The 24,861-nt window shown below is 28.0% G+C and carries 24 protein-coding genes; 16 read left to right on the top strand and 8 right to left on the bottom strand.

The genetic code is table 11. The annotated features are described in order from the left end of the window. The 6 genes from KO506_RS16370 to KO506_RS16345 all read left to right on the top strand — a co-directional run. Positions 1 to 2,165, top strand: a 2,165-nt coding sequence (locus tag KO506_RS16370; protein ID WP_215996002.1) for an SdrD B-like domain-containing protein, incomplete at its 5' end; no start/stop codon positions are given. A 275-nt stretch (positions 2,166 to 2,440) separates the two neighbouring features. Continuing rightward, on the top strand, positions 2,441 to 3,088 hold the full coding sequence (pdxH, locus tag KO506_RS16365; protein WP_215996001.1) for a pyridoxamine 5'-phosphate oxidase: 648 nt from the start codon (positions 2,441 to 2,443) through the stop codon (positions 3,086 to 3,088). A gap of 32 nt (positions 3,089 to 3,120) precedes the next feature. Beyond that, on the top strand, positions 3,121 to 3,609 hold the full coding sequence (locus KO506_RS16360) for a SixA phosphatase family protein (protein ID WP_215996000.1): 489 nt from the start codon (positions 3,121 to 3,123) through the stop codon (positions 3,607 to 3,609). Positions 3,610 to 3,616: 7 nt separating this feature from the next. Next, entirely contained in the window at positions 3,617 to 4,513 is an 897-nt protein-coding gene (locus KO506_RS16355; RefSeq protein ID WP_215995999.1) for a Ppx/GppA phosphatase family protein, read from the top strand. A 92-nt stretch (positions 4,514 to 4,605) separates the two neighbouring features. Next, entirely contained in the window at positions 4,606 to 5,706 is a 1,101-nt protein-coding gene (locus tag KO506_RS16350; RefSeq protein WP_215995998.1) for an OmpA family protein, read from the top strand. A 179-nt stretch (positions 5,707 to 5,885) separates the two neighbouring features. Then, positions 5,886 to 6,992 (top strand): OmpA family protein, encoded by a 1,107-nt coding sequence (locus tag KO506_RS16345; protein WP_215995997.1) that lies wholly within the window; start codon positions 5,886 to 5,888, stop codon positions 6,990 to 6,992. Positions 6,993 to 7,051: 59 nt separating this feature from the next. On the opposite strand, the gene KO506_RS16340 is transcribed toward KO506_RS16345, so the two are convergent. After that, positions 7,052 to 7,540, bottom strand: a complete 489-nt coding sequence (locus KO506_RS16340; protein WP_215995996.1) for a thioredoxin family protein — start codon at positions 7,538 to 7,540, stop codon at positions 7,052 to 7,054. Between the two features lie 161 nt (positions 7,541 to 7,701). Next, entirely contained in the window at positions 7,702 to 8,718 is a 1,017-nt protein-coding gene (gene lpxK, locus KO506_RS16335) for a tetraacyldisaccharide 4'-kinase (RefSeq protein WP_215995995.1), read from the bottom strand. Positions 8,719 to 8,794: 76 nt separating this feature from the next. Here lpxK and KO506_RS16330 point away from each other — a divergent pair, with 76 nt between their 5' ends. Continuing rightward, positions 8,795 to 9,889: a Nif3-like dinuclear metal center hexameric protein gene (locus KO506_RS16330; protein ID WP_215995994.1), complete on the top strand. Its 1,095-nt coding sequence runs from the start codon at positions 8,795 to 8,797 to the stop codon at positions 9,887 to 9,889. A gap of 2 nt (positions 9,890 to 9,891) precedes the next feature. After that, a complete protein-coding gene (locus tag KO506_RS16325; RefSeq protein WP_215995993.1) occupies positions 9,892 to 10,665 on the top strand; it encodes a zinc ribbon domain-containing protein in 774 nt (257 codons plus the stop codon). A gap of 75 nt (positions 10,666 to 10,740) precedes the next feature. Here the strand turns inward: KO506_RS16325 and KO506_RS16320 are convergent, their stop codons facing one another. The 4 genes from KO506_RS16320 to KO506_RS16305 form a co-directional block, all read right to left on the bottom strand. Continuing rightward, positions 10,741 to 12,639 (bottom strand): DUF349 domain-containing protein, encoded by a 1,899-nt coding sequence (locus KO506_RS16320; protein ID WP_215995992.1) that lies wholly within the window; start codon positions 12,637 to 12,639, stop codon positions 10,741 to 10,743. Positions 12,640 to 12,746: 107 nt separating this feature from the next. Beyond that, entirely contained in the window at positions 12,747 to 13,505 is a 759-nt protein-coding gene (locus KO506_RS16315; protein WP_215995991.1) for a shikimate dehydrogenase family protein, read from the bottom strand. Continuing rightward, positions 13,480 to 14,493, bottom strand: a complete 1,014-nt coding sequence (locus tag KO506_RS16310) for a DUF368 domain-containing protein (RefSeq protein WP_215995990.1) — start codon at positions 14,491 to 14,493, stop codon at positions 13,480 to 13,482. Before KO506_RS16310 ends, KO506_RS16315 begins: the two co-directional genes overlap by 26 nt. Continuing rightward, positions 14,494 to 15,417, bottom strand: coding sequence for a DUF368 domain-containing protein (locus KO506_RS16305; protein ID WP_215995989.1), 924 nt, complete (start codon positions 15,415 to 15,417; stop codon positions 14,494 to 14,496). A gap of 101 nt (positions 15,418 to 15,518) precedes the next feature. Here KO506_RS16305 and KO506_RS16300 point away from each other — a divergent pair, with 101 nt between their 5' ends. Further along, positions 15,519 to 16,298: an MBL fold metallo-hydrolase gene (locus KO506_RS16300; RefSeq protein WP_436836420.1), complete on the top strand. Its 780-nt coding sequence runs from the start codon at positions 15,519 to 15,521 to the stop codon at positions 16,296 to 16,298. 91 nt (positions 16,299 to 16,389) lie between these two features. Here the strand turns inward: KO506_RS16300 and KO506_RS16295 are convergent, their stop codons facing one another. Then, positions 16,390 to 17,760 (bottom strand): tetratricopeptide repeat protein, encoded by a 1,371-nt coding sequence (locus tag KO506_RS16295; RefSeq protein ID WP_215995988.1) that lies wholly within the window; start codon positions 17,758 to 17,760, stop codon positions 16,390 to 16,392. A 194-nt stretch (positions 17,761 to 17,954) separates the two neighbouring features. Between KO506_RS16295 and pyrR the strand changes: the two genes are divergently transcribed. Genes pyrR through KO506_RS16265 form a run of 6 tightly spaced genes read left to right on the top strand, consistent with a single transcriptional unit; the run spans position 17,955 to position 21,804 of the window. Continuing rightward, complete coding sequence (gene pyrR, locus KO506_RS16290) at positions 17,955 to 18,494, top strand: bifunctional pyr operon transcriptional regulator/uracil phosphoribosyltransferase PyrR (protein WP_215995987.1); 540 nt, start codon at positions 17,955 to 17,957, stop codon at positions 18,492 to 18,494. A 1-nt stretch (position 18,495) separates the two neighbouring features. Next, on the top strand, positions 18,496 to 19,425 hold the full coding sequence (locus tag KO506_RS16285) for an aspartate carbamoyltransferase catalytic subunit (protein ID WP_215995986.1): 930 nt from the start codon (positions 18,496 to 18,498) through the stop codon (positions 19,423 to 19,425). Positions 19,426 to 19,449: 24 nt separating this feature from the next. Further along, positions 19,450 to 19,782 (top strand): hypothetical protein, encoded by a 333-nt coding sequence (locus KO506_RS16280; protein ID WP_215995985.1) that lies wholly within the window; start codon positions 19,450 to 19,452, stop codon positions 19,780 to 19,782. A 12-nt stretch (positions 19,783 to 19,794) separates the two neighbouring features. After that, positions 19,795 to 20,115, top strand: a complete 321-nt coding sequence (locus KO506_RS16275) for a T9SS type A sorting domain-containing protein (protein ID WP_215995984.1) — start codon at positions 19,795 to 19,797, stop codon at positions 20,113 to 20,115. Further along, complete coding sequence (locus KO506_RS16270) at positions 20,112 to 21,029, top strand: ribonuclease Z (RefSeq protein ID WP_215995983.1); 918 nt, start codon at positions 20,112 to 20,114, stop codon at positions 21,027 to 21,029. Before KO506_RS16275 ends, KO506_RS16270 begins: the two co-directional genes overlap by 4 nt. Positions 21,030 to 21,033: 4 nt before the next feature. Further along, positions 21,034 to 21,804, top strand: a complete 771-nt coding sequence (locus tag KO506_RS16265; protein WP_215995982.1) for a response regulator transcription factor — start codon at positions 21,034 to 21,036, stop codon at positions 21,802 to 21,804. 174 nt (positions 21,805 to 21,978) lie between these two features. Here KO506_RS16265 and KO506_RS16260 read toward each other — a convergent pair whose 3' ends face one another. Beyond that, the gene (locus tag KO506_RS16260) at positions 21,979 to 22,341 is read right to left on the bottom strand and encodes a CoA-binding protein (protein WP_215995981.1); all 363 of its coding nucleotides are present in this window, start codon (positions 22,339 to 22,341) and stop codon (positions 21,979 to 21,981) included. Between the two features lie 96 nt (positions 22,342 to 22,437). Between KO506_RS16260 and KO506_RS16255 the strand changes: the two genes are divergently transcribed. Continuing rightward, complete coding sequence (locus KO506_RS16255) at positions 22,438 to 24,831, top strand: TonB-dependent receptor domain-containing protein (RefSeq protein ID WP_215995980.1); 2,394 nt, start codon at positions 22,438 to 22,440, stop codon at positions 24,829 to 24,831. Positions 24,832 to 24,861: the final 30 nt, after the last annotated feature.

Below are 24,861 nucleotides of genomic sequence, written 5' to 3'. Positions count from 1 at the left end.
CAACACCTAATACAAGTGATGTAACTTTAGCTTCAGGAGAAGATAATTTAGATCAAGACTTTGGTTATGTTGGTGATAATGGATTAGGTTCTATAGGAGACACAGTTTGGTATGATACAGATGGAGATGGAATAAAAGATGCTAGCGAAGCTGGTTTAGGTGGGGCAACTGTAACATTAGATCCAGGAACTCCTGGTGATGCAAGTGATGACCTTACAACAACTACGGATGCAAATGGTAATTATTTATTTGATAATTTACCAGCAGGTCCTTACACAATATCTGTTGATGTTAGCACTGTAACCTCAGGAATTCCTGCAGGTGAAACTGCAGCTGACTTAGTACAAACTTATGACTGGGATAGTGTTGGTACTCCAAATAATAGTACAATTAACTTAGGTGCTGGTGAAGATAATTTAGATCAAGATTTTGCTTATATCATTCCAACAGGAGGAACTTCTGGTGGAAACTCTGGTGGTGTTGAATCTGAATCTTTAGGAGATGCAATCTCTAAAATCTACGTAGGTAGAAAAAAGAATTCTGTACCAACTCAGTTTGTAAAATCTAGTGAAAACTTATTTAACAAAACTAAGTTAAAGAAATCTCAACCTTACCAAGGTAAAGGACAAACAATGTTAGATATGTTCCCAGCTCAATTATATGTTGGTAATGTAGCAAACGTTACTTCTCCTACTGATATCTTAGATTACACAATTGCTGATGAAGTATTGTCTGTAGACTTCTCTTTAAATGGTGAAACAAAAGGTGTTGTTTTAGGTATTAAAACTTCTGATAAAATTTACAATCACACTAAAGCTTCTTGTGATCGTTTAAGAGGTGCTGAGATTTTAAACATTCAGAAAGTAGAAATTGAAGGTTATAATTTCCTAATGCAAGGAATTAAGCAAAGAAGTGGTGAGATAGAATATGCAATCTCTTTTGCAACTGCTAAGAACAACAACGATGCAAATTATACAATTCAAACAAACTGGTATGTAAATAACTATACCAAGTTTAATGATGTGTACAATTTCCAAGTATGGTCTACAAGACCAGCAGATACTCAGAAATTAGTAGCTGATATTTTAAATAACTTAAAATCTTATATTCCTGTTGCACAAACAGAAGTACAAAAGTTTCCAGAAACTTATGCTTCTAAAATCTACAGAGATAAAGGTGAGTTAGTTGTAGCATTAAGAAGTACAGAAGAAGGTAATACTGCAGATATTTCTATGGTTGAATTGTATTCTGAAACTGCAAACAATATCAAACACAGATATAATACTGTAAGTACAGAAATACAACAAAGTTTAAGAGTTGATATTGCTGATGGTTATGAGTATGATGCTTTAATTAAAGTAGAAGATGAGGTAGAAGATGCATTTTATCATGCAGATGGTAACTGGGGCTTAGATTATGATTCTAGATATACAGAAATCAAAAACTACTTTGTTTGGAATGATTTTGACAGAGAATATCAAGATGATGAATACACTATAAACAGAAGTGTTGAGTTACAAGCAACAAGTGATTATGATTACTTAACAGTATACAAATCATTATTACCTGGTACTTTATCAGCAGATTATTCTGAGTACAATTATGTAGCTTTTACAGCTAAAGGATCTGGATTAATGGAATTAGGTTTACTTAAATCATCAATCGAAGATTGGACAGCTCAATATAAAGTTATGGTTGATTTATCTGAAGAAGAGCAAACATACTATGTTCCTTTTGATGTATTTACATCTAGTGCTTCTCAAGAAAAGTTAACTGCAGAAGATTTAACAATGTTAACCTTTACTTTCTTACCTGTTGAAGCAAACACAACTGAATTAGATTTAGAAATTTCTGATGTAAAGTTTACTAAGATTGCTGTAGAAGATCAAGTTATCGAAAAAATCGAGACTTTTGAAAATGAGTTTATGGCATACCCTAACCCATCTAAAGGAAATGTAAACTTATTATTATTCAGTGAAACTGATACAGAAGCAACTGTAACTTTATCTGATGTAACTGGTAAAGTAATTTACAAAGGTAAAACTCAGTTAAATGCTGGTAAAAATGAATTAGATTATAACTTTAAAGTTAAAACAGGAGTTATGTTATTACAAGTAACATCACCAGAAACTGATTACGGAACATCTAAAATTATTTTTAGATAGACTCAATAAGTATTTATAAAGAAAATCAATAGTTTGAATAATTTTTAGGGGTATTAATTTGGAACTATTGACTCCAGGAGAGCTGATTTATCAGCTCTCTTTTTTTTGTTTAAAATTTCCAGAAAATGAAACATCATTATTATATTTATGAAATTTTCTTATAGACTATAATTTTTAAAAAATAAAAACTAATAGATGTTTTAATCTTTTTCATTTTATAAACTAGTAATCGATTCAATTAACATTCGTATTTTTGTATCAATAACAAAAAGAAAATGTCTAAAGATTTAAGTAGTTATAGAAAATCATACGAAAAGCAAGAGTTATTAGAAAGTAATTGTCCTGAAAACCCAATGGAATTATTTAAAACTTGGTTTAAAAATGCAGATGATTCAGAAAGTGTAGATGAAACCAATGCTATGAATATTTCTACAATTGGTTTAGATGGTTACCCTAAAAACAGAGTTGTTTTATTAAAAAAAATTACTTGGGAAGGATTTATTTTTTACACTAACTATACATCAGAAAAAGGAAAAGCAATAGAAAGAAATAATAATATTTGTTTATCATTTTTTTGGGCAGGTTTAGAACAACAAATAATTATAAAAGGAAAAGCAGAAAGATTAGCCGAAAATTTATCTGATGGTTATTTTGAATCTAGACCAGATGGAAGTAAATTAGGTGCTTGGGCATCTAACCAAAGTACGGTTGTATCTTCTAGAGATGAACTAGATAAAAACCTAAAAATGTTCGAAAGAAACTTTAAAGATAAAGAAATTTTAAGACCTGAACATTGGGGAGGATATTTAGTAAAACCAGTTTCTATAGAGTTCTGGCAAGGTAGACCCAACAGAATGCATGATAGACTTAGATATTTTTTACAAAAAGATTTTTCTTGGAAATTAGAACGATTAGCACCTTAATTTTTATATTTACAATTCATTAACCAAATTAAATGAAAACACTTTATATAGTTCGTCATGCAAAATCTTCTTGGGAATATTCAGGAATTGATGATATAGATAGACCTCTAAAAAAACGAGGAATTAAAGATTCGCATTTAATGTCTAAGCATTTAGCTAAAAATATTGAAAGACCAGATGTTTTTGTGTCTAGTAGTGCAAATAGAGCATTGCATACATCAATAATATTTTGTGAAAATATGGGATACCCTTTAGCTAACCTGCAAATAAATAGACAATTATACAGCTTTAGTGACGGTTATTTAGTGAAAACAGTATGTGCTTTAGATGATGCTTTTAACTCTGCTATTATTTTTAGTCATGATCATGGTATTAATACCTTTGTAAATAAATTTGGTAATAAACCTATTGCACATGTAACTACTTGTGGAATAATTGGTATTAAATTTGAAGAAAAACACTGGAAAAACATCAAAAAAGGAAAAACATTTATGGTAGAATTTCCTAAAAATCTTAAATAAATTAAACTTGTTAGAAATAAAAAAATATGGAGCCATAGATATTGGTTCAAATGCAATAAGACTACTAGTTTCTAATATAATTATTAAAGATGGTAAAGACACTCAATTTAAAAAATCATCTTTAGTACGTGTACCAATTCGTTTAGGTGCAGACGCTTTTGTAAAAGGTAAAATTAGTGATCAGAATATTACTAGAATGATAGATGCTATGGAAGCATTTAAGCTTCTTATGAAAGTTCATAATGTAGAAAAGTATAAAGCCTGTGCAACATCTGCAATGAGAGAGGCACAAAATGGAACTAACATTGTAGCACAAATTTTAAAAGAAACTGGAGTTCAAATTGATATTATTGGAGGTAAAGAAGAAGCTGCAATTATATCATCTACAGATTTAAGCCAACTTATTAGTGGAGATAGCTCTTACTTATATGTTGATGTTGGTGGAGGAAGTACAGAGTTTACTATTTTTTCTGGAGGAGAAATTACAGTTTCTAAATCTTTTAAAATGGGTACAGTACGTTTATTAAACAATAAAAAATCTGTAAACAAAGCCATTTTTGCGGATGTAGAAAAATGGATTAAAAAAAATACAAAAGATTTAAAAAACATTTCATTAATAGGTTCTGGAGGTAACATAAATAAACTCTTTAAAATGTCTGGCAGAACAGAAGGCAAACCAATTTCTTTTATCTATTTAAATGCTCAATATCAGTTTTTAAAAAAAATGAGCTATCAAGAAAGAGTTTCTGAATTAAGCTTAAATCCAGATAGAGCAGATGTTATAATTCCTGCAACAAAAATTTATCTTTCTGCTATGAAATGGAGTGGAGCAAGTAAAATATACGTCCCAAAAATTGGTCTTTCAGACGGAATTATAAAAAGTTTATACTACAATAAGATATAATTTCTTGTTTTAATGCCAATTTTTAAATGTTTTTAGTACATTTGACTTAATGTTAATCACTTAATTCGAAGTATTTATTAATGTTAAAAATCATGAAAAAAAAATTACTTAGTATCCTTTTGTTAATGGTAGGTGTTTTGGCTTATGGTCAAGACTTACCAGAAAACCCTGAGCCAGGAAAATGTTATGTTCGTTGTAAAACTCCAGATATCTGGAAAAATGAAACTGTAAGAGTTGCAGTTGCACCAGAATATAAAAAAATAATCACTTATCCAGCAGAGTATAAAACAATTCAAGAAAAAGTTTTAATTAAAGAAGCAGGTCAAGAAATTTTAATTGTACCAGCTGTTTGGGGTTCTCAAGAAGTTACTTATTTTGAGAAAGAAGATGCTTCTAAATTAGAGGCTCAAAAAGCAGTTTTTGTTCAAGGTTTTGAAACTGTAGAAATTAAAGCTGCATCTGCTAGCTGGCAAATGAGCGAAAAATTACCTAACTGTACTTCAGACAATCCAGATGACTGTAGATATTGGTGTTATAAGCCTTTACCTGCTGAATTTAGAACTATGCCAGTAGAAAAATTACAAAGTGATGCTACTGTTGTACAAATTCCACTTCCTGGTGTTAAAAAAACTTATGAAAGAAAAGTAATGGTTAAACCACCAACTACCTCTATTGTAAAAACTGAACCAGTATATAAAACTATAGAAAAAACAGTTTTAGTTAGTGATGCAAGAAAAGAAGAAGTAGTTGTACCTGCTGTATACAGATCTATTACTAAAGAAATTTTAGTTAAAAAAGGAGGTTTAACTTCTTGGAAAGCTGTAGACTGTCAATTAGTAGATAACACACCTTTACCAATTAATTGGGATTTTTCTAGTTCTGTTTTAAATGATGGTGCAAAACAAATTATAGATGCTAGATTACTACCTATTTTAAATGATGGTATGGCTGTATTTATTGAATCTCATACAGACATGAGAGGTACTAAAAGAGATAATCAAGAATTATCTGATAGAAGAGCAAAAGCAGTTACAGATTATTTAATCTCTAAAGGTATTAACTTAAGCCAATTATATGCTAAAGGTTTTGGAGAATCTAGATTATTAAACAAATGTTCTGATGGTGTTGTATGTTCAGAAAACGAACATGCTGTAAATAGAAGAACAACTTTTAGAGTGGTAAATCAAAATTAAGAGATTTTACACATTCATATTTTTAAAAAAAACGAAGCAAATTTGCTTCGTTTTTTTTATTTACACCTGTTAAATATTTCTTAAAATTATTTTATTTTTTTTGTGACTTTCTAATAGTTTTGTGTCAAACTAGTAACGAATTAAAAATTTTACTAACAAAAACAAAATCAGTTTAAATCATGAAAAAAATTTTATTTAGCAGCGCATTTTTTCTTTTAACAGCTAGTGCATTTTCGCAAGTATTAACATTGCCACAAAACCCAGAACCAGGTAAATGTTATGTAATGTGTAAAACTCCAGAAGTTTGGAAAAACGAACAAGTTACTGTAGAAGTATCTCCTGCATACAAAAAAATAGTTACACACCCAGCACAATATAAAACTGTAACTGAAAAAGTATTAATTAAAGAAGCTACCGAAAAATTAGAAATTGTACCTGCAGTTTGGGAAACTAAAGCAATTACTTACACTGCAAAAGAAGATGCAAACAAATTAAATGTAATAAATGCAATTTTTGCTCAAGATTCTAAAACAATAGAAACTAAAGCAACATCTGCAAGCTGGCAAATGAGTGGTAGAAAACCTGGTTGTGAATCTAGTGACCCAAATGATTGTAGATATTGGTGTTATAAACCAGTACCTGCAACTTATGTTACTATACCCTTAACAAAATTATCTGCAGATGCAAAAACAGAAACTACTAAAGTAGCTGGTTTTGAAAAATCTTATAACAGAAGAGTTATTGTACAGAAAGAAACTACTAGAACAGTTACAATACCTGCTGTTTATGGTACTGTAAATAAAACAGTTTTAGTTAAAGATGCATGGCAAGAAGAAATTACTGTACCTGCAGAATTTAAGAGTGTACAAAAAGAAGTTTTAGTAAATAAAGGTGGTTTAACATCTTGGAAAGAAGTTGAGTGTGAATTAGTAGACAATACTCCATTACCAATTAACTGGAACTTAAACAGTGCTACTTTAACGCCTGCTGCAAAAAGAATTATAGACTCTAGGTTATTACCAATTTTACAAGATGGTGTTGCTATTGCATTAGAATCTCACACAGATTCAAGAGGAACAGAAGCTAACAATCAAAACTTATCAGATAGAAGAGCAAAAGCTGTTAGAGCTTACTTAATTTCTAAAGGAATTAACTCTAGCCAATTAACTGGTAATGGTTTTGGAGAATCTAAATTATTAAACAGATGTTCTAATGGTGTTGCTTGTTCTGAATCTGAACATGCAGAAAACAGAAGAACTACTTTTAGAGTAATTAATCAACAATAAGAAGTTCTTATACCCCATATAAAACGAAAAACGAAGCAATTTGCTTCGTTTTTTTGTTTCTAATACTTTCTTATTACAGATTGGAAATAGGGATAATAATACTCTGTCATTACATATCCTTTTTTTTCTGCTAATTTTTTTCCTCTAAAATTAACCATCATTAAATTCGGAAAAGATTTTACTTTATATTTTTTCTGTAAATATAAATTCTCTTTCATTTTAGCAGGTGCAACCAAATCTCTTCTTCTAGGTATATCTACTTCTAAAAGCACCAATTCTTTATCAGATAAATTTTTAAATTTTTCAGTACTAAATAAATCTTTATCTAAAATTTTACAAGGCCCACACCAATCTGAACCTGTAAAATAAATTAAAACTACCTTTCTTTCCTTTTTAGCTTTTTTTAAAGCTTCTTTAAAAGTAGGTATCCAATTTAGGTTTTCTTTACTAAATTCATTAACTTCTATTGCATTAACCGCTATTTCTTGAGAAAAGCTACTTTGTATCGTTAACAAACCAACAATAAATAATCCTATTAACTTATTCATATTATATTTCGTTTCTTCAAAAATATCAAAAATAATACCATTATTAAAATATAAACTGTGACTTACTAAATAAAATAGTGTCAAATAATTGTAGAGTAATCTTTTTAAGAATACTTCTAACAAAAATTCAAAAAAAGAAACCGATGTTTTTAACATCGGTTTTATTGTATATGGTCAATTATTTTTTGATTAAAACCTTCTTTTTGATTGCCTAAAAAACGAGTTTCAATTTCAATATAATATAGGTTTTTCAATTCTTCTGATAATCGAATATAATCTTTTTCGGTGGTCAAAATTATTTTTTTGTTAGATGTTAATGCATCAAACTTAATATTTATTTCTCTAATTTCTTCGGATGAAAAATGATGATGATCTGCATATTTTAAATGATTATAATTAATCTTATTATCATCTAAATAATTTAAAAGCGGATTTGGATTAGCAATACCAGTTATCAATAAAACTTGATGATTTTTTAAATCATCAACAGAAATTAAACTTTGTTTCGATTTTATTTCACCATATGAAATTGTAGTAAAGAACACTTCTTTATGATATTTGTTTAACTTCTTTTTAATTGATTCTTGTTCAGTAAAATTTAAATTTTTAGGGCATTTCGTTACAATAATTACATCTGCTCTTTCTGCTCCACTCCTACTTTCTCTCAAATTTCCTGTAGGTAACAAAAAATCATCTGTAAATAAATCATTAAATTTAGTTAGTAAAATATAAAAACTTCCTTTTATCTTTCTATGCTGATAAGCATCATCTAACAAAATAACTGCTGGCGATTTTTGTTGAACCAAATTTTGAGCTCCTTCTACCCTATTTGCAACAACTGCAACATCAATATCTGTAAACTTTTTATAGTATTGCAAAGGCTCATCACCAACATCTAAAGCAGTATGATTATCATTTAACAAAACATAACCATTAGTTTTACGTTTGTAACCTCTACTTAAAACAGATACTTTAAAAGTACCTTTTAATAGTCTTATTAAATATTCAATTTGAGGTGTTTTACCTGTACCTCCAACACTTAAATTACCAACTACTATAATAGGAGTTTTAAAAGATGTTTGTTTAAAAATACCAACATCAAAAAATAAATTTCTGATAGTTGTTACAGCATCATAAATAATTGCAAATGGAAATAATAAAAATCTAAGAAATTTCATTAATACGAAAATAAGTCATTTTTATGGATTGATGAATTGAAAATAGTAACTTTGAATTTAGAATTAATTTTGTTTTATGATAATAAAAGACATCACAAATTACATCGAAAATCTTGCGCCTTTAAACTATGCAGAAAGTTTTGATAATGTTGGTTTATTAATTGGTAATTACAGCACAAAAGTTACAGGAGTACTTGTTGCGTTAGATACTTTAGAAGAAACAGTAGATGAAGCTATTGCAAAAAATTGCAATTTAATTGTTAGCTTTCATCCTATAATTTTTAGCGGATTAAAAAAACTGAATGGTAATTCTTATGTAGAACGTGTTGTTTTAAAAGCCATACAAAATAATATTGCTATTTATGCAACTCACACAGCTTTAGACAATTCTAAAAACGGTGTTTCTGCAAAAATGTGCGAAGTTTTAGGCTTAACAAACACCAAGATTTTAATTCCTAAAAAAGGTATTATTAAAAAATTAACTACTTATGTACCCAATAAAAACGCTAACGATTTAAGAACTCTTCTTTTTGATGCTGGTGCTGGAAATATTGGTAATTATGACAATTGTTCTTTTAACGTTTCTGGTGATGGAACTTTTAGAGGAAATGAAAATTCTAATCCTGTTTTAGGTGAAAAAGGAAAATTACATACAGAACCTGAAACCAAAATATCTGTAATTTTTGAAAGTAAAAATGAAAAATCTATTTTAAAAGCTTTGCAAGAAAATCATCCTTATGAAGAAGTTGCTTATGAAATTATAACCACAGAAAATGTACATCAAAATATTGGAATGGGAATGATTGGAGAACTAAACACTGAAATGGATGAAAAAAACTTCCTAAAATATCTTAAATCTACTATGAAAACAGATTGTGTTAGGCATTCTGCTTTTATCAACAAAAAAATAAAAAAAGTAGCGGTTTTAGGTGGCTCTGGAAGTTTTGCAATTTCTGATGCAAAAAAAGCTGGAGCTGACGCTTACGTAAGTGCCGATTTTAAATATCACGAGTTTTTTAAAGCAGAAAATTGTATTCTTTTAGCAGATATTGGGCATTATGAAAGCGAACAGTTTACAAAAAACCTTTTGGTTGACTATCTTACGAAAAAATTTAGTAATTTTGCAATCATTTTATCAGAAAAAAGTACAAATCCTATATATTATATATAAACATGGCAAAGAAGAAAGAAATTTCGGTTGAAGCAAAATTAAGAGCTTTATATGACTTACAATTAATAGACTCTAGAATTGACGAAATTAGAAATGTTAGAGGTGAATTACCTTTAGAGGTTGAAGATTTAGAAGATGAAGTTGCTGGGTTAAATACTCGTATTGCGAACTTAAACAAAGACGTTACTAGTTTAGAAACAGATATAAATAACAAAAAGTTAGCTATTGATGAATCTAAATCATTAATGAAAAAGTACGACGAACAACAGAAAAAAGTACGTAATAATAGAGAGTTTGATTCTTTATCTAAAGAAATTGAATATCAAGATTTAGAGATTCAATTAGCTGAAAAAAGAATTAATGAATATAAAGCTAAAATTGCTCAGAAAAACGAAGTAATTGATGCTACCAAAGAAAAATTAGAGAGACAAGAGAAACATTTAGGTCATAAAAAATCTGAATTAGATGCTATTTTACAAGAAACTCAAAAAGAAGAAGAGCTTTTAATTAAAAAGTCTCAAGAATTTGGTGAATCTTTAGATAGCCATTTATATGCAGCTTATAACAGAATTAGAACCAAAGTAAAAAATGGTTTAGCTGTTGTTGCCATAGAACGTGGAGCTTCTGGAGGTTCTTATTTTACAATTCCACCACAAATACAATTAGAGATTGCTAATAGAAAGAAAATTACTATAGATGAGCACAGTGGTCGTATTTTAGTTGATGCAGCTTTAGCAGAAGAAGAAAAAGAAAAAATGGATAAGTTATTCGCTTAATTCTTTTTTAAAATAAAAAGTATAAAAAAACTCGAAGCAAAGCTTCGAGTTTTTTATTTATCAGAATAATATGTATTAATAATCTAACTTTTTTAGATAACTTAATTTCTGTTTCCAGATAGCTTGTTGTTCTTTAAAACCATCAATTTGATTTCTAACATTAATAACTAAAGGATTATCTGCTTTTGCATTAGAGAAAAAGCCTAAATTGTTTTCTAATTGCTGAATTTCTCTAACAGACTCATCAATCTTTTTTCTAACAAATAATTGCTCAGAATCTAACTTTCTAAAATCTTCTTCTGCCAAATAACCATCAACTAAAGTAGTAAACTTAAGCATTTCTACTTCTGATTTATCCAAAGATAAACTAGCTAATAATTTATCTATTTGCTTATTAAATTTACCTTCTAAATGACGTGCATTTCTTGGCAATCTTCCTAAACTTCTCCAAGTTGTAATTACCTCTAAAACAGATTCTTTAGTAACCTCTTCAGTTTCTTTTAAAGTATCTAAAAATTCTTTTTTAGCAACAACAGTAGCTTGATCTTCTTTACTTGCAGCATTTTTTTCTTCATGAAACCTATCAAAATAATGATTACATGCAGCTTTAAAGCGTTTCCAGATATCATCAGAAAATTTACGAGGTACGTGACCTATTTTTTTCCAATCAGATTGTACTTTTTTCATGGCATTTGTAGCCATTTCCCAATCATCGCTATCTTTTAAAGATTCTGCAAGTTCTATTAAAGCTATCTTTTTCTTTAAATTTTCTTGCTGTTCGTTTTTTTCTTGCTTGTAAAATACATTTTTAGCACTATTAAATTTTTTAGTAGCTGCTTTAAATTTTTGCCAAACATCTTCACTTTTATTGTAAGGTAATTTACCTACAGTAAAATACTGTTGTCTTATTTTTTCGAACTCAGTAATACTTTTTTGCCAATCGTTATGTGTTTTATTATTAGAAGTATCATAAGCTTCTATTAAAGCAATAACTTCTAATTTTTTTTCGATAATCTCTTGATGTTTAGAGCGCATTTCTCTAAAATAATCGTGTCTTCTATCGTGTATTTTTTTAGTTGCAGCACTAAATTTATGCCAAACTTCTTCTCGCATTTCTTTAGCAACTGGCCCTACATCTTCTTTCCATTTTTTGTGTAAATCTTGCAGTTCTTTAGAAGCATAATTTATATCTTTTTCATCTGCTAATGCTTCTGCTTGCTTTATAATTTTTAATTTTTCTTCTAAATTATGTCTAAAATCTAAATCTCTTAGATCATTATTTAAATGCAATAAATCATAAAAACGTTCTACATGATGATGGTAAATTTTCCATGTATCATTGTAGTGTGATTTTGGTACAGGGCCAATAGTTTGCCAAGTTTCTTGAATTTCTTTAAAGTTTTTATACATTGTAGAAGCATCTGCTTCTTCAATTAAACTTTTTAAACTTTCAATAGCTTCTACACGTTTTTCTAAATTTAAATTTAACTCTTTATCTAAATTTTTATAATACGCATCTCTCTTATTCTTATATTCAGATAGTAAGCTGTTGTATTCAGATTTTACAGGGCTAGAAAATTGAAAATCTATTGAATTACCACCTTCTGCTAAAAAAGTTGCTTTTTTTTCTGCAAGTAAAGCACCAAATTTCTGGTTAAAAGCACTTTTAATAGCTTCTACTTGGTTTTTAATTTTCTGAACAGAGCTATTATTTAAAACAGTTTTTAGACTAGCTGATAACTCTTCTAAAGTTTGGGTAGAATAATCTACTTCTGGCGTTTCATCTTCTTTAGACTCTTCTTTTTCCGCACTTTCTGCAACAGAATCTTCTACTAATTTAACAGCTTCTGTAGTTTCTGTATCAACCTCGCTAATAATAGCCTCAGTTTTGTCTTGAGTGCTTTCTACAGTTTTAGTAACTTCTTCTGGTTTTAAATCGTTTTTTTCAACGTTTTCATCATTATTTTCTAACATATCTACAATGTTTAAAGATCAGTATAACAATACTGTTATATTATTATCAAAAGTACTGACAACTTACTTTAATTGCAAGTTATATTGATAAGTATAATTTAAAATTATTATTCGTTCCAAATTCTCCAAGATTCTTCTGCTTGAAGCTTTAACATTTCTAGTCCATTTTTAATAGTTGCTCCATTTTCTTTTCCTTTTGATAAAAAAGTACTCACTGCAGGGTTGTATATTAAATCGTAAAGTATATGCTCTTTTGTTATAAATTGATAAGGAATGTTTGGGCATTTATCTATATCTGGTGATGTACCAACAGGCGTAGAATTAACAATTATTGTATATTTTTCAATAACTTCTTGGGTTAAATCATCGTAAGAAATTTGCTTTTTACCCATTGGTTTTCTAGATACAAATTTAAATTTAATATCATTTCTTTTAAAAGCGTAAGCAATGGCTTTTGATGCACCACCTGTACCCAAAATTAAGGCTCTTTTATGTCCCTTTTTTAAAAGTGGTAAAATGGAGTTCTCAAAACCAACAACATCAGAATTATAACCTTTTAAATCGCCTCTTTTTGTAAATTTTATAGTGTTTACAGCACCAATTTCTTCTGCTGTTTTATCTAATTTACTTAAAAACGGAATTACATCTTCTTTGTAAGGTATGGTTACATTTATACCTTTTAAATTATTATTTTCATCAATAATAGATGGGAATTTTGTTATATCTTGTAAATCGAAGTTTACATATTTATTAGCTTTTAAATCTAATTCTTTAAATTTCTCTGTAAAATATCCTCTAGAAAATGAGTAAGATATATTTTTACCTAACAACCCAAATAATTTATCTATTTTTTCTTCTTCTTTCATAATAATCTATTGCTAAAATTAATCCTATACCTACAAAAATAAAAAATACAGCTAAAACTGTTTCTAAGCTTAAACCTTCTGGTAAAAAACGTTCATAATTTTCTATTATTTTGTGCCCCTCTTTATCTAATAAAAAAACACCATCTTCTTTTGCATAAATTGTTACTTTCCAAGGCCAAACAATACCTAAAGAACCAGTAATAAACCCAATAATTATTGCATTTACCATTTTGTTCCATCGTTTTAAAACATAACCTAAAACATGAGAAATAGATACCAAACCAAATGCAGAACCACCTGTAAAAACGGCTATAATTTTTAAATACTTTATTTTAACAGGATCTGAAAATACTTGAAAATTACCTGTTAAAACATTAGTTATAACATTTAATAAAACATTTACAGAATCTACTAAAAGTAACACATAATTACCCATTAAAATTAAGATAAATGAGCCTGAAAGCCCAGGAAGTGTCATGCCAGAAACACCTATAATACCACAAATAAAAACAAACCAAAGATTGTTGTTTTCTTTTGCAGGGGTTAAAAAACTGATGGCTAAACCTAATGTTACTCCAAATATTATATAAACAAAATTCTTTTTACTCCAATCTCCAAATCCTTTGCCAATATAAAAAATTGAGCCTATTATCATTCCAAAAAACCAGCTCCAGACATACAATTCGTAACGTTGTAAAAAGTAATCTAAAATTAAAGAAACACTAAAATAGCTAAAAATACTACCTCCCATTATTAGTAATAGAAACTGAGCATTTATATATTGATAAAAACTTTTGAATTTACCACTAATTAACAATTTAAAAGACGTTAAATTTATTCTTTGAAAAGAATATATTAACTCTTCATAATAACCTAAAACAAAAGAAACTGTACCTCCAGAAACACCAGGCACTTTATTGGCTGCACCCATTGCTAACCCCTTTAAAAACAAGTTAAGCTTTTGTTTAAATGTTCTTTCTTTTTGCATTTAATGCTTTTTAACCGCTAGTTTTTCCATAATTAAAATTAAAGCAAAACCAAAAATAGCTAAAATAACTGCAGGTAATAATTGAGCATCACCATCAAAAGAAAAAGGAGAAATACTTTGTTGATTAAATGGAACTTTAATTCCATGTGAATTTGTACGCCAAGTTAAAGTTTCTTTCCAAGGCCAAATTTTATTTAAAGAACCAATAATAAAACCAGTTAAGGCTGCCAAAGTGTAGTTTTTATAATTGGCAAATAACCATTTTAATACTTTAGAAAAAGATAATAAACCTACTATAGCACCTACCATAAAAACAAGTATTGTTTTAAAATCTCTATCATTCACAGCATCTAAAACTGGTTTATACGCACCTAAAAGAACTAAAATAAAAGAACCAGAAATACCTGGCAAAATCATAGCACAAATAGCAATAGCACCAGCAAACAAAATGTATAAAGATGATGAACTCTCAGAAACCATAGGGTTTAAGGTAGTTATATAATAAGCCAAAAATGCTCCTGAAATTAATGCTATTACAGAAACAAAATTCCATTTAGAAATTTGTTTGGCAATGTAAATAATACTTGCCAAAACCAAACCGAAAAAAAAAGACCACAATAAAATTGGTTCGTTTTCTAATAAAAATTTTATGGCTTTTGCTAAAGATATTATACTAATAAAAATTCCAATAAAGAGTGCTAATAAAAAATTACCATTTAATTGTTTCCAAGCTTCTTTAAAACCTTCTTTCTTTAAAGTTTTAAATAAGCCTAAATTAACATTACTAATAGAACCCAGTAATTCTTCGTAAATTCCAGAAATAAAAGCTATTGTACCTCCAGATACACCAGGCACAACATCTGCAGCACCCATTGCCATTCCTTTTAAACTAATTATAATGTAATCTTTAATAGTTCTATTCATTTTCAGTTAGGATTTTAAAAAACGAAGATAATAGATTTTAAAGAAATCTTTACCACAACTTTTTTGATTATTCTTATATTTGAAAGAACCTTTATTTTTTTATGATGAGAAAACACTTTTTTACGCTTACAATTCTATTTTTAACGCTTTTATCTTGTAAAGGTGAGCAAAACAAAAAAATTACAGAATCTAAAAAAGAAGAGATTATAGTTTCTGAAACAAAGATAACACCTGTAAGTCATGCAACTGCTGTTATTGAATTTGATAAAACTACTATTTATTTAGATCCAACAGGTACTACTGATGCATTTTCTAATTTTAAAAAAGCAGATTATCTACTAATTACAGACATTCATGGAGATCATTTAAATTTAAAAACTTTAAATTCTTTAGACTTAACTTCTACAACAATTATAGCTCCAGAAGCTGTAGCTCAAAAAATATCAGAATTAAAAGTTAAAGAAGTTATTACCATTAATAATGGTGAAACAAAAAACTTCGACAACTTTAAAGTAGAAGCAATACCAATGTATAATTTAAGAAAAGAAGCTTTAAAATTCCATAGTAAAGGAAGAGGAAATGGATATGTTTTAACTATTGCAGATGAACGTATTTATTTTTCTGGTGATACTGAAGATATACCAGAAATGAGAAATTTAAAGAATATAAACAAGGCCTTTGTTTGTATGAATTTACCTTATACTATGAATGTTGAAAGTGCTGCAGATGCTGTTTTAGCTTTTAAACCAACCAAAGTTTACCCTTATCATTATAGAGGTACAGATGGTTTAAGTGATGTTGTAAAGTTTAAAAAAATAGTAAATGAAAAGAATAAAAATATCGAGGTTATTCAATTAAATTGGTATCCGAAGAAAAAATAACAATTATTACAAATAATTTCTGAAACTGAATTATAAATTTTCACAGATTATTGGATACTTTTTTTAGTAGATTGTATAGTATTAAAAAAAATTATTCTAAAGCCTTTTTATAATTGGTTAACAATTTTTGCACTTTTTTATCATCATAAACTGTTGGAAATAGTTCGTTTAAAATTGAATGATATTCATAATCTACTTTCATAGCAGAAATTAAATGATTAAAGCCGTATTTCTCTTTATCTAAAATAAAAAATAAACCTGCTAACCTATATTCTACTTCTGCAAAATCTTTGTAAGTCTTTTGAGCTTTAATAAGTAAATTTACAGCTTTATCAAATTCACCTAAAAATGATAAAACATCACTTAAAGCTATGTATATTACTAAAGCATTATCATTTAATTCTAAACAGTTTTCATAACCTGTAACAGCTTCTTCATAAAAATTTAGTTTTATTTTAATTTCAGAATATCTCCTCCAATACACAGAATTATTTTCATCAATTTTTATGGCTTTAGAAATATAATAAGATGCTTTTTCATAATTTTCTTGATTAAAAAACAAGTTGGTTAATAAAACCCAAGCTCTATCTAATAACGGATCTTCATGCACTGCTTTTTTATAAAAAGAAACTGCCTCTTCGTATTTATTTAATTTCTCGTAACATTCACCTATTCTAACATATGCAAATGCTGTTGGATCATCTAATTCTAAAGTAATTAAATAATTTTCTATTGCTTTTTCATAGTCTTTTAATTCTTCTAAAGTTTTGGCTTTTTCTAAATAACCACCAATAAAATGTTCATCAATTATTACAGCATAATCAAAAGCAGTTAATGCTTCTTTAAAATTATCTAACATAAAATATTGCCTTCCTAATTGATGCCAAGCAACTTCACAATATGGATTTATATCAATATAATTATTTAAATATTTTATGGCTTGTTCATGCTCTTTTTCCATATCAAAACAATACACAATATTATAAAGCGCAGAATAATCTTCATAATCTACATCTATACATTTTGTAAAGCTTAAACGTGCATTTTCAAAATCGTCTAAATACAAATACTCCATACCCATTAAAGACCAAACATCAACTTTATCTTCTGTAAAAGTGAGTGCTTTTTCTAGGTTGATGATAGCATCTTTATGATTACCTAATTTAGATTTTATAGTTGCCTTTTGTATAAAAAGCTCGTCGTTATTAGGCTCTATTAATTCAATTTTTTTTAACAAAGAAGATGCTTTATCTAATTCATTTTCAAAAATATACAATTCAACTCTTAAAAATTTTAAATCAATAGATTCAGGGTGTTGTTCTAAACCTAACTGAACCGCTTTTTTAGCCAATTTATGCTTACCTGCATCTAAATAATGGATTATAATTTCCTCAAACTCAACCAAATCAAAGAAATAAATTGCATTGGTTTTAAGCATGGATTCAAATTTTGTTAAAGACATTGCTATCGTATTTGAATTATACACATTAAAAATAATACAACTCTGTAAGCACTTTTTATAAAATAGTTTTTGTTTTCAACAATTTAATTAACAAATCTTAATTTACAATTAGTTTCTATAAATTTTTGCACATACATTTATTTACATTAATTTTGATTTTCAATAACTATCAACTTAAATTTGATAGCTTTCTTATGAGCAAAAAAACCTTACTTAACTCAAAAGATATTGAAATCATACTTCATAGATTGGCTTGCCAATTAATTGAAAACCATAACGATTTTTCTAATACAGTTTTAATTGGTTTACAACCAAGAGGTTCTTATTTAGCCAATAGATTAGCCAATTTATTAAAAACTGAATATAAAATTAAAGACTTACAATTAGGGCTTTTAGACATTACTTTTTATAGAGACGATTTTAGAAGAAGGGATGAACCTTTAGCTGCAACATCAACCAAAATTAACTTTTTAATAGAAGATAAAAAAGTAGTAATTATAGATGATGTTTTGTATTCTGGTAGAAGTGTTAGAGCAGCTTTAACTGCTTTACAATCTTATGGTAGACCAAAAAACATTGAACTACTGGTTTTAATTGATAGAAGATTTAGCAGACATTTACCTATTCAACCAAATTATAGAGGCAGGCAAGTAGATGCTATAAATGAAGAAAAGGTATTGGTTTCTTGGAACGAAAACAATAAAAAAGACGCAGTTTATATTGAGCAAGCATAATATGGATAAATTAAGTGTAGAACATTTATTAGGTATAAAATACCTAAACCCAAATGATATTGATTTAATATTTAAAACTGCAGATCATTTTAAAGAAGTAATTAACAGACCTATTAAAAAAGTACCTTCTTTAAGAGACATTACTATTGCCAATTTATTTTTCGAAAATAGTACAAGAACAAAACTTTCTTTTGAATTAGCAGAAAAAAGACTTTCTGCAGATGTTATTAATTTTTCTGCTGGGCAATCTTCAGTTAAAAAAGGAGAAACTTTAATAGATACAGTAAACAACATTTTATCTATGAAGGTAGATATTGTTGTTATGCGTCATGGAAATGTTGGAGCAGGTGTTTTTTTATCAAAACATGTAGATGCTAAAATTATAAATGCAGGAGATGGAACTCATGAACACCCAACACAAGCTTTATTAGATTCTTACTCTATTAGAGAAAAATTAGGTTCTGTAAAAGGTAAAAAAATTGTAATAGTGGGAGACATTTTACACTCTAGAGTTGCTTTATCTAACATATTTGCACTACAATTACAAGGAGCTCAAGTTAAAGTTTGTGGCCCTACAACCTTAATACCTAAATACATTTCTAGTTTAGGTGTAGAAGTAGAAACCAATCTTAAAAAAGCTTTAGAATGGTGTGATGTTGCCAATGTTTTACGAGTACAACATGAAAGAATGGATATTAAATATTTTCCATCAACTAGAGAGTACACTCAATTATTTGGCATAAATAATCAGATTTTAGACAATCTTGGCAAGAAAATTGTAATAATGCATCCAGGACCAATAAACAGAGGTGTAGAAATTACTAGTGATGTTGCAGATTCTGATCAATCTATAATATTAAACCAAGTAGAAAATGGTGTTGCAGTAAGAATGGCAGTTATTTATTTATTGGCTCAACAGATTAAAAGATAAAGTTGAACCTTAAAATATTAGAATATGAAAATAGAAAAAAAAGAAAAATACACACTTATTTCTTCGGATGAAAATTCGTTTTCTAGCTTCTTTGAATCTTTTTCAGAAAAAGTATCTTCATACAAAAATGACCATTTAATATTACAAATTTCTAACAATCTTTACGTTAAAAACGAAGAATTTTCACTATTTTTGGATATAATAGAACAAAAAAAGGAAAATAAAACATCTTTTGTTATTGTAAAAAGTAACATAAATATTGATGATTTTCGAGATAATTTTAATATTGCACCTACTTTAATTGAAGCAGTAGACATTTTAGAAATGGAAGCTATGGAAAGAGAATTAGGTTTTTAATTCCCCCTACTTATGAAGAAAAAATTACTTTTTACGTTATTTTTATGTATTTCTTGCCTTGCATTTTCGCAAGAAAAAACAATTAATAAACTATCAGCAGTTCCAAATCCGTTTACAAACTCAACAAAAATTATATTTAATTCCTCTTACAGTTCGCAAGCTACTTTTACAGTTAAAAATGTTTTAGGAAAAACGGTGTACTCTAAAAAATTAAATACAATAAAAGGAAGAAATTCAGTTCCTTTTTACAAAGGCAACTTATCTAAAGGTATTTACATTTATACACTGCAAGATAAAAAACAGATTACATCTAAACGTTTTGTTATTCAATGAGTATAAACCTTACTATTTTAGGGTGTCATTCTGCAACTCCCAGAGCTAATGCTTTTCCTACTGCTCAATATTTAGAGATTAATAACAGACATTTTTTAATAGATTGTGGCGAGGGTACTCAGCGTCAAATGCGCAAATATAAAGTTGGTTTTACTAAAATTAACCACATCTTTATATCTCATTTACATGGAGATCATTTTTATGGTTTAGTAGGTTTATTATCTACTTATGGTATTTTAAGCAGAGAAAAAGAATTGCATATTTTTGGACCCAAAGGGATTAAAGAAGTAACTCTTTTGCAGTTAAAAATTTCACAATCTCATGCAAAATATCCAATTATTTTTCACGAACTAACATCTAAAAAAAGTGAACTTATTTTTGAAGATGATAAAGTTTCTGTAAGAACAATACCTTTAAAACATCGTGTTTATACAAATGGCTATCTTTTTACAGAAAAAGAAAAGCCAAAAAAATTACATATAGATAACATAAATCATTACGAAGAAATAGATAGAGCAGATTATAATAATATTAAAGCAGGTAGAGATATTGTTTTATCTACAGGAGAAACTATACCTAATTCTGAACTAACATTGCCTCCTAAAAAACCTCTAAGTTTTGCTTTTTGTAGTGATACTGTTTATAAACCAGATATTATTCCAATTATAAAAAATGCTGATTTATTATATCATGAAACTACATTTTTAGCAGACAAAACAGATTTAGCAAAAAAAACAAAACACTCTACAACCCAAGAAGCTGCATTAATAGCAAAAGAAGCTTCTGTAAATGAGCTTATTATTGGCCATTATTCTGGCAGATACAAAGACATTACTTTATTTAAAGATGAAGCCCAAGAAATTTTTAAAAACACTAAATTAGCAGAGCCTGGAAAAGTTTTTAAAATAATCTAAAAAAATGAAATCTATCAAGATAAATTCAATCTACAATGAAATCTTTGATACCTACCCAAAAGTAGAAATTGAAGAACACATAAAAAAATTAATTGAATTAGATTATTTTTATCCCTACAACTCTACTTTTTATTGCATTACCAATACTGTTACTCAGAATTTTGAATTTATCAGTAAAAACTTTACATCTTGTACTGGCTTGTCTAACGAAAAAATGATAAATGGTGGTATGGATTATTTCTGGTCTCTTTTTCATCCTGAAGATGTTAATCTTTGGATTAAAAGTTTAACAAATTTAATGACTTTTACAATGACTGAGTTAAATGACGAACAGCGTAAAAGAATGAGTTATACTTGGAACTACAGAATAAAAAATGCAAAAGGTAATTACATAAATATAATTCAAAATACAACTCCACTTCAGTTTGATGAAGCTCATAAACCAATAATTGGTATGGCACATTATACTGTATTAGACTCTGATAATCAAATGGATATTTGTGCTACTGCAAAATATTTAAATCATAAGAACGAATATGAAACTTTATATTATCAGAATATTTCTAGCACAAAATTGTTAGATGTTATTAGTAATAGAGAACGAGACATAATACGTTTAATTATTACAAAAAACACTAGTGAAGCAATAGCGGAAAAACTAAATATTAGCATTCATACTGTAAATACTCACAGAAGAAATATTTTAAAAAAAATTAATATAGATTCTACTTTTGAGTTAATCAACTACTTTAAAAACAATCCAAAATTAATATAAATACTCATTATGAGTATTGCCATAAATAATTTCTATTTTTATTTTTGCAGTGCAATTAACTAGTACAAAATGGATTGGTTTTAACTGTTAAACAAAAAAGTTTTATCAGATATTACAATATTTTGAAAAAGAATATATTATTACACTTTAAACAAACCAATCCATTTTTGTTTTTTAATATTGGTTTGTAGACAATAAAACTAAAGTACAAGCAATTTCAGACTCTATATTATTTTCTTTTAACAACTTTACAAACTCCATATTTTCTGTACCAGGATTAAAAATTACTCTTCTTGGTTTTAAGCTAATAATATAGTTATAATAATCTACTTGTCTTTTTGGGTTTAAATATAAAGTAACAGTATCAATATCTTTATAATGTAGTTTTTCATCGTCAATAATTACATCTAAAACCTCACCTTTTCTTAAACCTAAGGCTCTTACATTTAAATCTTTACCTCTTAATCTTTTAATAGCAATATTCGAATATCTATTTGGGTTTGTTGATGCTCCTATAACTAAAGTTTCGTTTTTCATACTGTTAAGAATTCGTTAAAGGGTGATAAATCTAGTAACAAAGATAAACTTTTGTTCGTCTAAAAAACATCAACCAAAATATATAAATCAACCCAAATGAAAAAAATAACATTAATATTATTGCTTTTTATGGCTGCAAGTACTTCTGCACAAATGGCAAAAAACACACTACCCAAACCCGGTATAATTTCGGGTAAAGTTATAGATAACAACACAAAACAAGCTTTACCATATGTAAATATTGTAATTCGTGATATGGCTAAAAAAATAATTACTGGCGGAATTACAAATGAAAATGGACTTTTTAAAATTAAAGATATACCAGAAGGAAAAAGTATTATTGAAGTACAATTTATAGGTTATAAAACATTTTCTAAAGAAATTTTAATTACCAATAAAACTAAAGAAATTAAATTAGGCACAATTACTTTAAACGAAGACAATGCTTCTTTAGATGAAGTAGTTGTAAGAGCAGAAACCTCTACAGTTGTACAAAAGGTAGACAGAAAAGTAATTAACGTTGGTAAAGATTTAACTTCTGCTGGTGCAACAGCTTCTGAACTATTAAACAATGTACAATCTGTAAGTGTAGACAGCCAAACAGGTAACATTAGTTTACGTGGTAATGAAAATGTAAGAGTTTTAGTAGATGGTAAACCAACAAATATTTCTGCAGCGCAATTGTTAAAACAAATACCTTCTACTTCAATAAAAAGTGTGGAATTAATTACAAATCCATCTGCAAAATACAACCCAGAAGGTATGAGTGGTATTATTAATATCATCTTAAACAAAAATGCAAATATGGGTTTTAACGGCTCTATAAATTCTGGTGTAGAAGCTGGTCATTATGTACGTTATAACGCATCAACAAATATGAATTATAAAACTGGTAAAGTAAATTTCTTTGGTAATTATGGTTTTAATGGTGGAGACCAATTAAACCAAGGTTATGTAAATAGACCAGGAGTTAATAATCAAGATTTTATTTTTGTAAATGAAAACGAATCTCACTTACTAAAATTTGGTGCAGATGTTTATTTAAATGATAAAAATACATTGTCTTTTTATACTACTCAAAACTGGTTTGATAGCAATGCCATGGGTAGAGCAAAAATAACTTTGAGTGATGGTACTTTATACGAAAACTCACCAAATTCATCACTTTCGGATAGTAAAAACGAAACTTACAACATAAATTATAAGCACGATTTTGATAAAAAAGGACATAATATAGAATTTGAAGCTACTTATTCAGAAAATAATAACCCTAACTTTTTAGAAAATAAATTCGATTTAAATACTCAGCCAGATTATATAAATGATATTAATAATCTAGGAAAAAATACGCTTATTAATTTAGATTATACAAAACCAGTTGCTAAAGATGGTAAATTAGAATTAGGTTTAGAATACAGACTAAATAAAACAGATAATACCAATTTAACTACGCAACAAGATTTTGATAATTCTTCTTTTAGTTATGATAGAGATATTTTTTCTGGATATGTTAATTATGCCCAAAAAATTGGAAAAGTTAGTATGCAATTGGGTGCTAGACTAGAAAATTACGAAATTGAAGGTATTTTTAATCAAGAAAACCAAGCTACAGAAAAAGTAACAGATAAAATATTTACAGTTTATCCATCTGCCTTTTTTACATATAACCCTTCTGATAAAAACCAATTTCAATTAAGTTATAGCAGAAGAGTAGATAGACCAAGTATACAACAAGTAAACCCAATAAGAGAATGGAGCACGCCTTTAATAACATCTTTAGGTAATGCAGAATTAGTACCACAATTTACAAATTCTTTCGAGGTAAATTACACAAGACAAATAAAAGGTGGTTCTGTAACTTTTGGTACTTTTTACAGAAATATAAACGATGTTATTAACAGAGTTACTTACAAAGACCCTTCTGATGCTAATGAAATAAGACAAATTTTAACTTTCGCAAATTTTGATGACACAAATGCTTTTGGTTTTGAATTTTCTACAAATTATAAAATTGCAAAATGGTGGAGAGCAAATGCTAGTTTAGATTTTTATTCTCAAAAACAATTTGGAGTTACAGATTTAAGCAATGCAAATGCCACAACTATAGAAGTACAAAATGAAGTTTTTAATGCTAGACTAAGCAATAGTTTTACAGTTACTAAAAATTTACGTTTACAATTATTCTCTATGTACAGAGGCGCAAACCAAGACATTCAATGGGATGTTAAACCAATGTGGATGATAAATTTAGGTGCTAATTATTCTGTATTTAAAGGAAAAGGAAATATTACATTTAGAGTAAATGATATTTTTAGAGGAATGAAATTTGCCTTTGATTCTACAAATCCTTATATACAAAATGGTCGTTTTCAGTGGGAAAGCAGAAATACATACTTAGGTTTTAACTACAGATTTGGTAATGGTAAAAACAAAGCAAAAGCTCGTAGACAAAGAGATGACAATATTAAACAGGGTGGAGCTGGTTTTTAGAATAGAGCTCTAATTATAATTATTTGAAAT

The organism is Polaribacter vadi, from assembly GCF_018861005.1.
Classification (GTDB): domain Bacteria; phylum Bacteroidota; class Bacteroidia; order Flavobacteriales; family Flavobacteriaceae; genus Polaribacter; species Polaribacter vadi_A.
The sequence above is the reverse complement of the archived record's forward strand: the minus strand, read 5'-3'. Positions and strand labels throughout refer to the sequence as shown.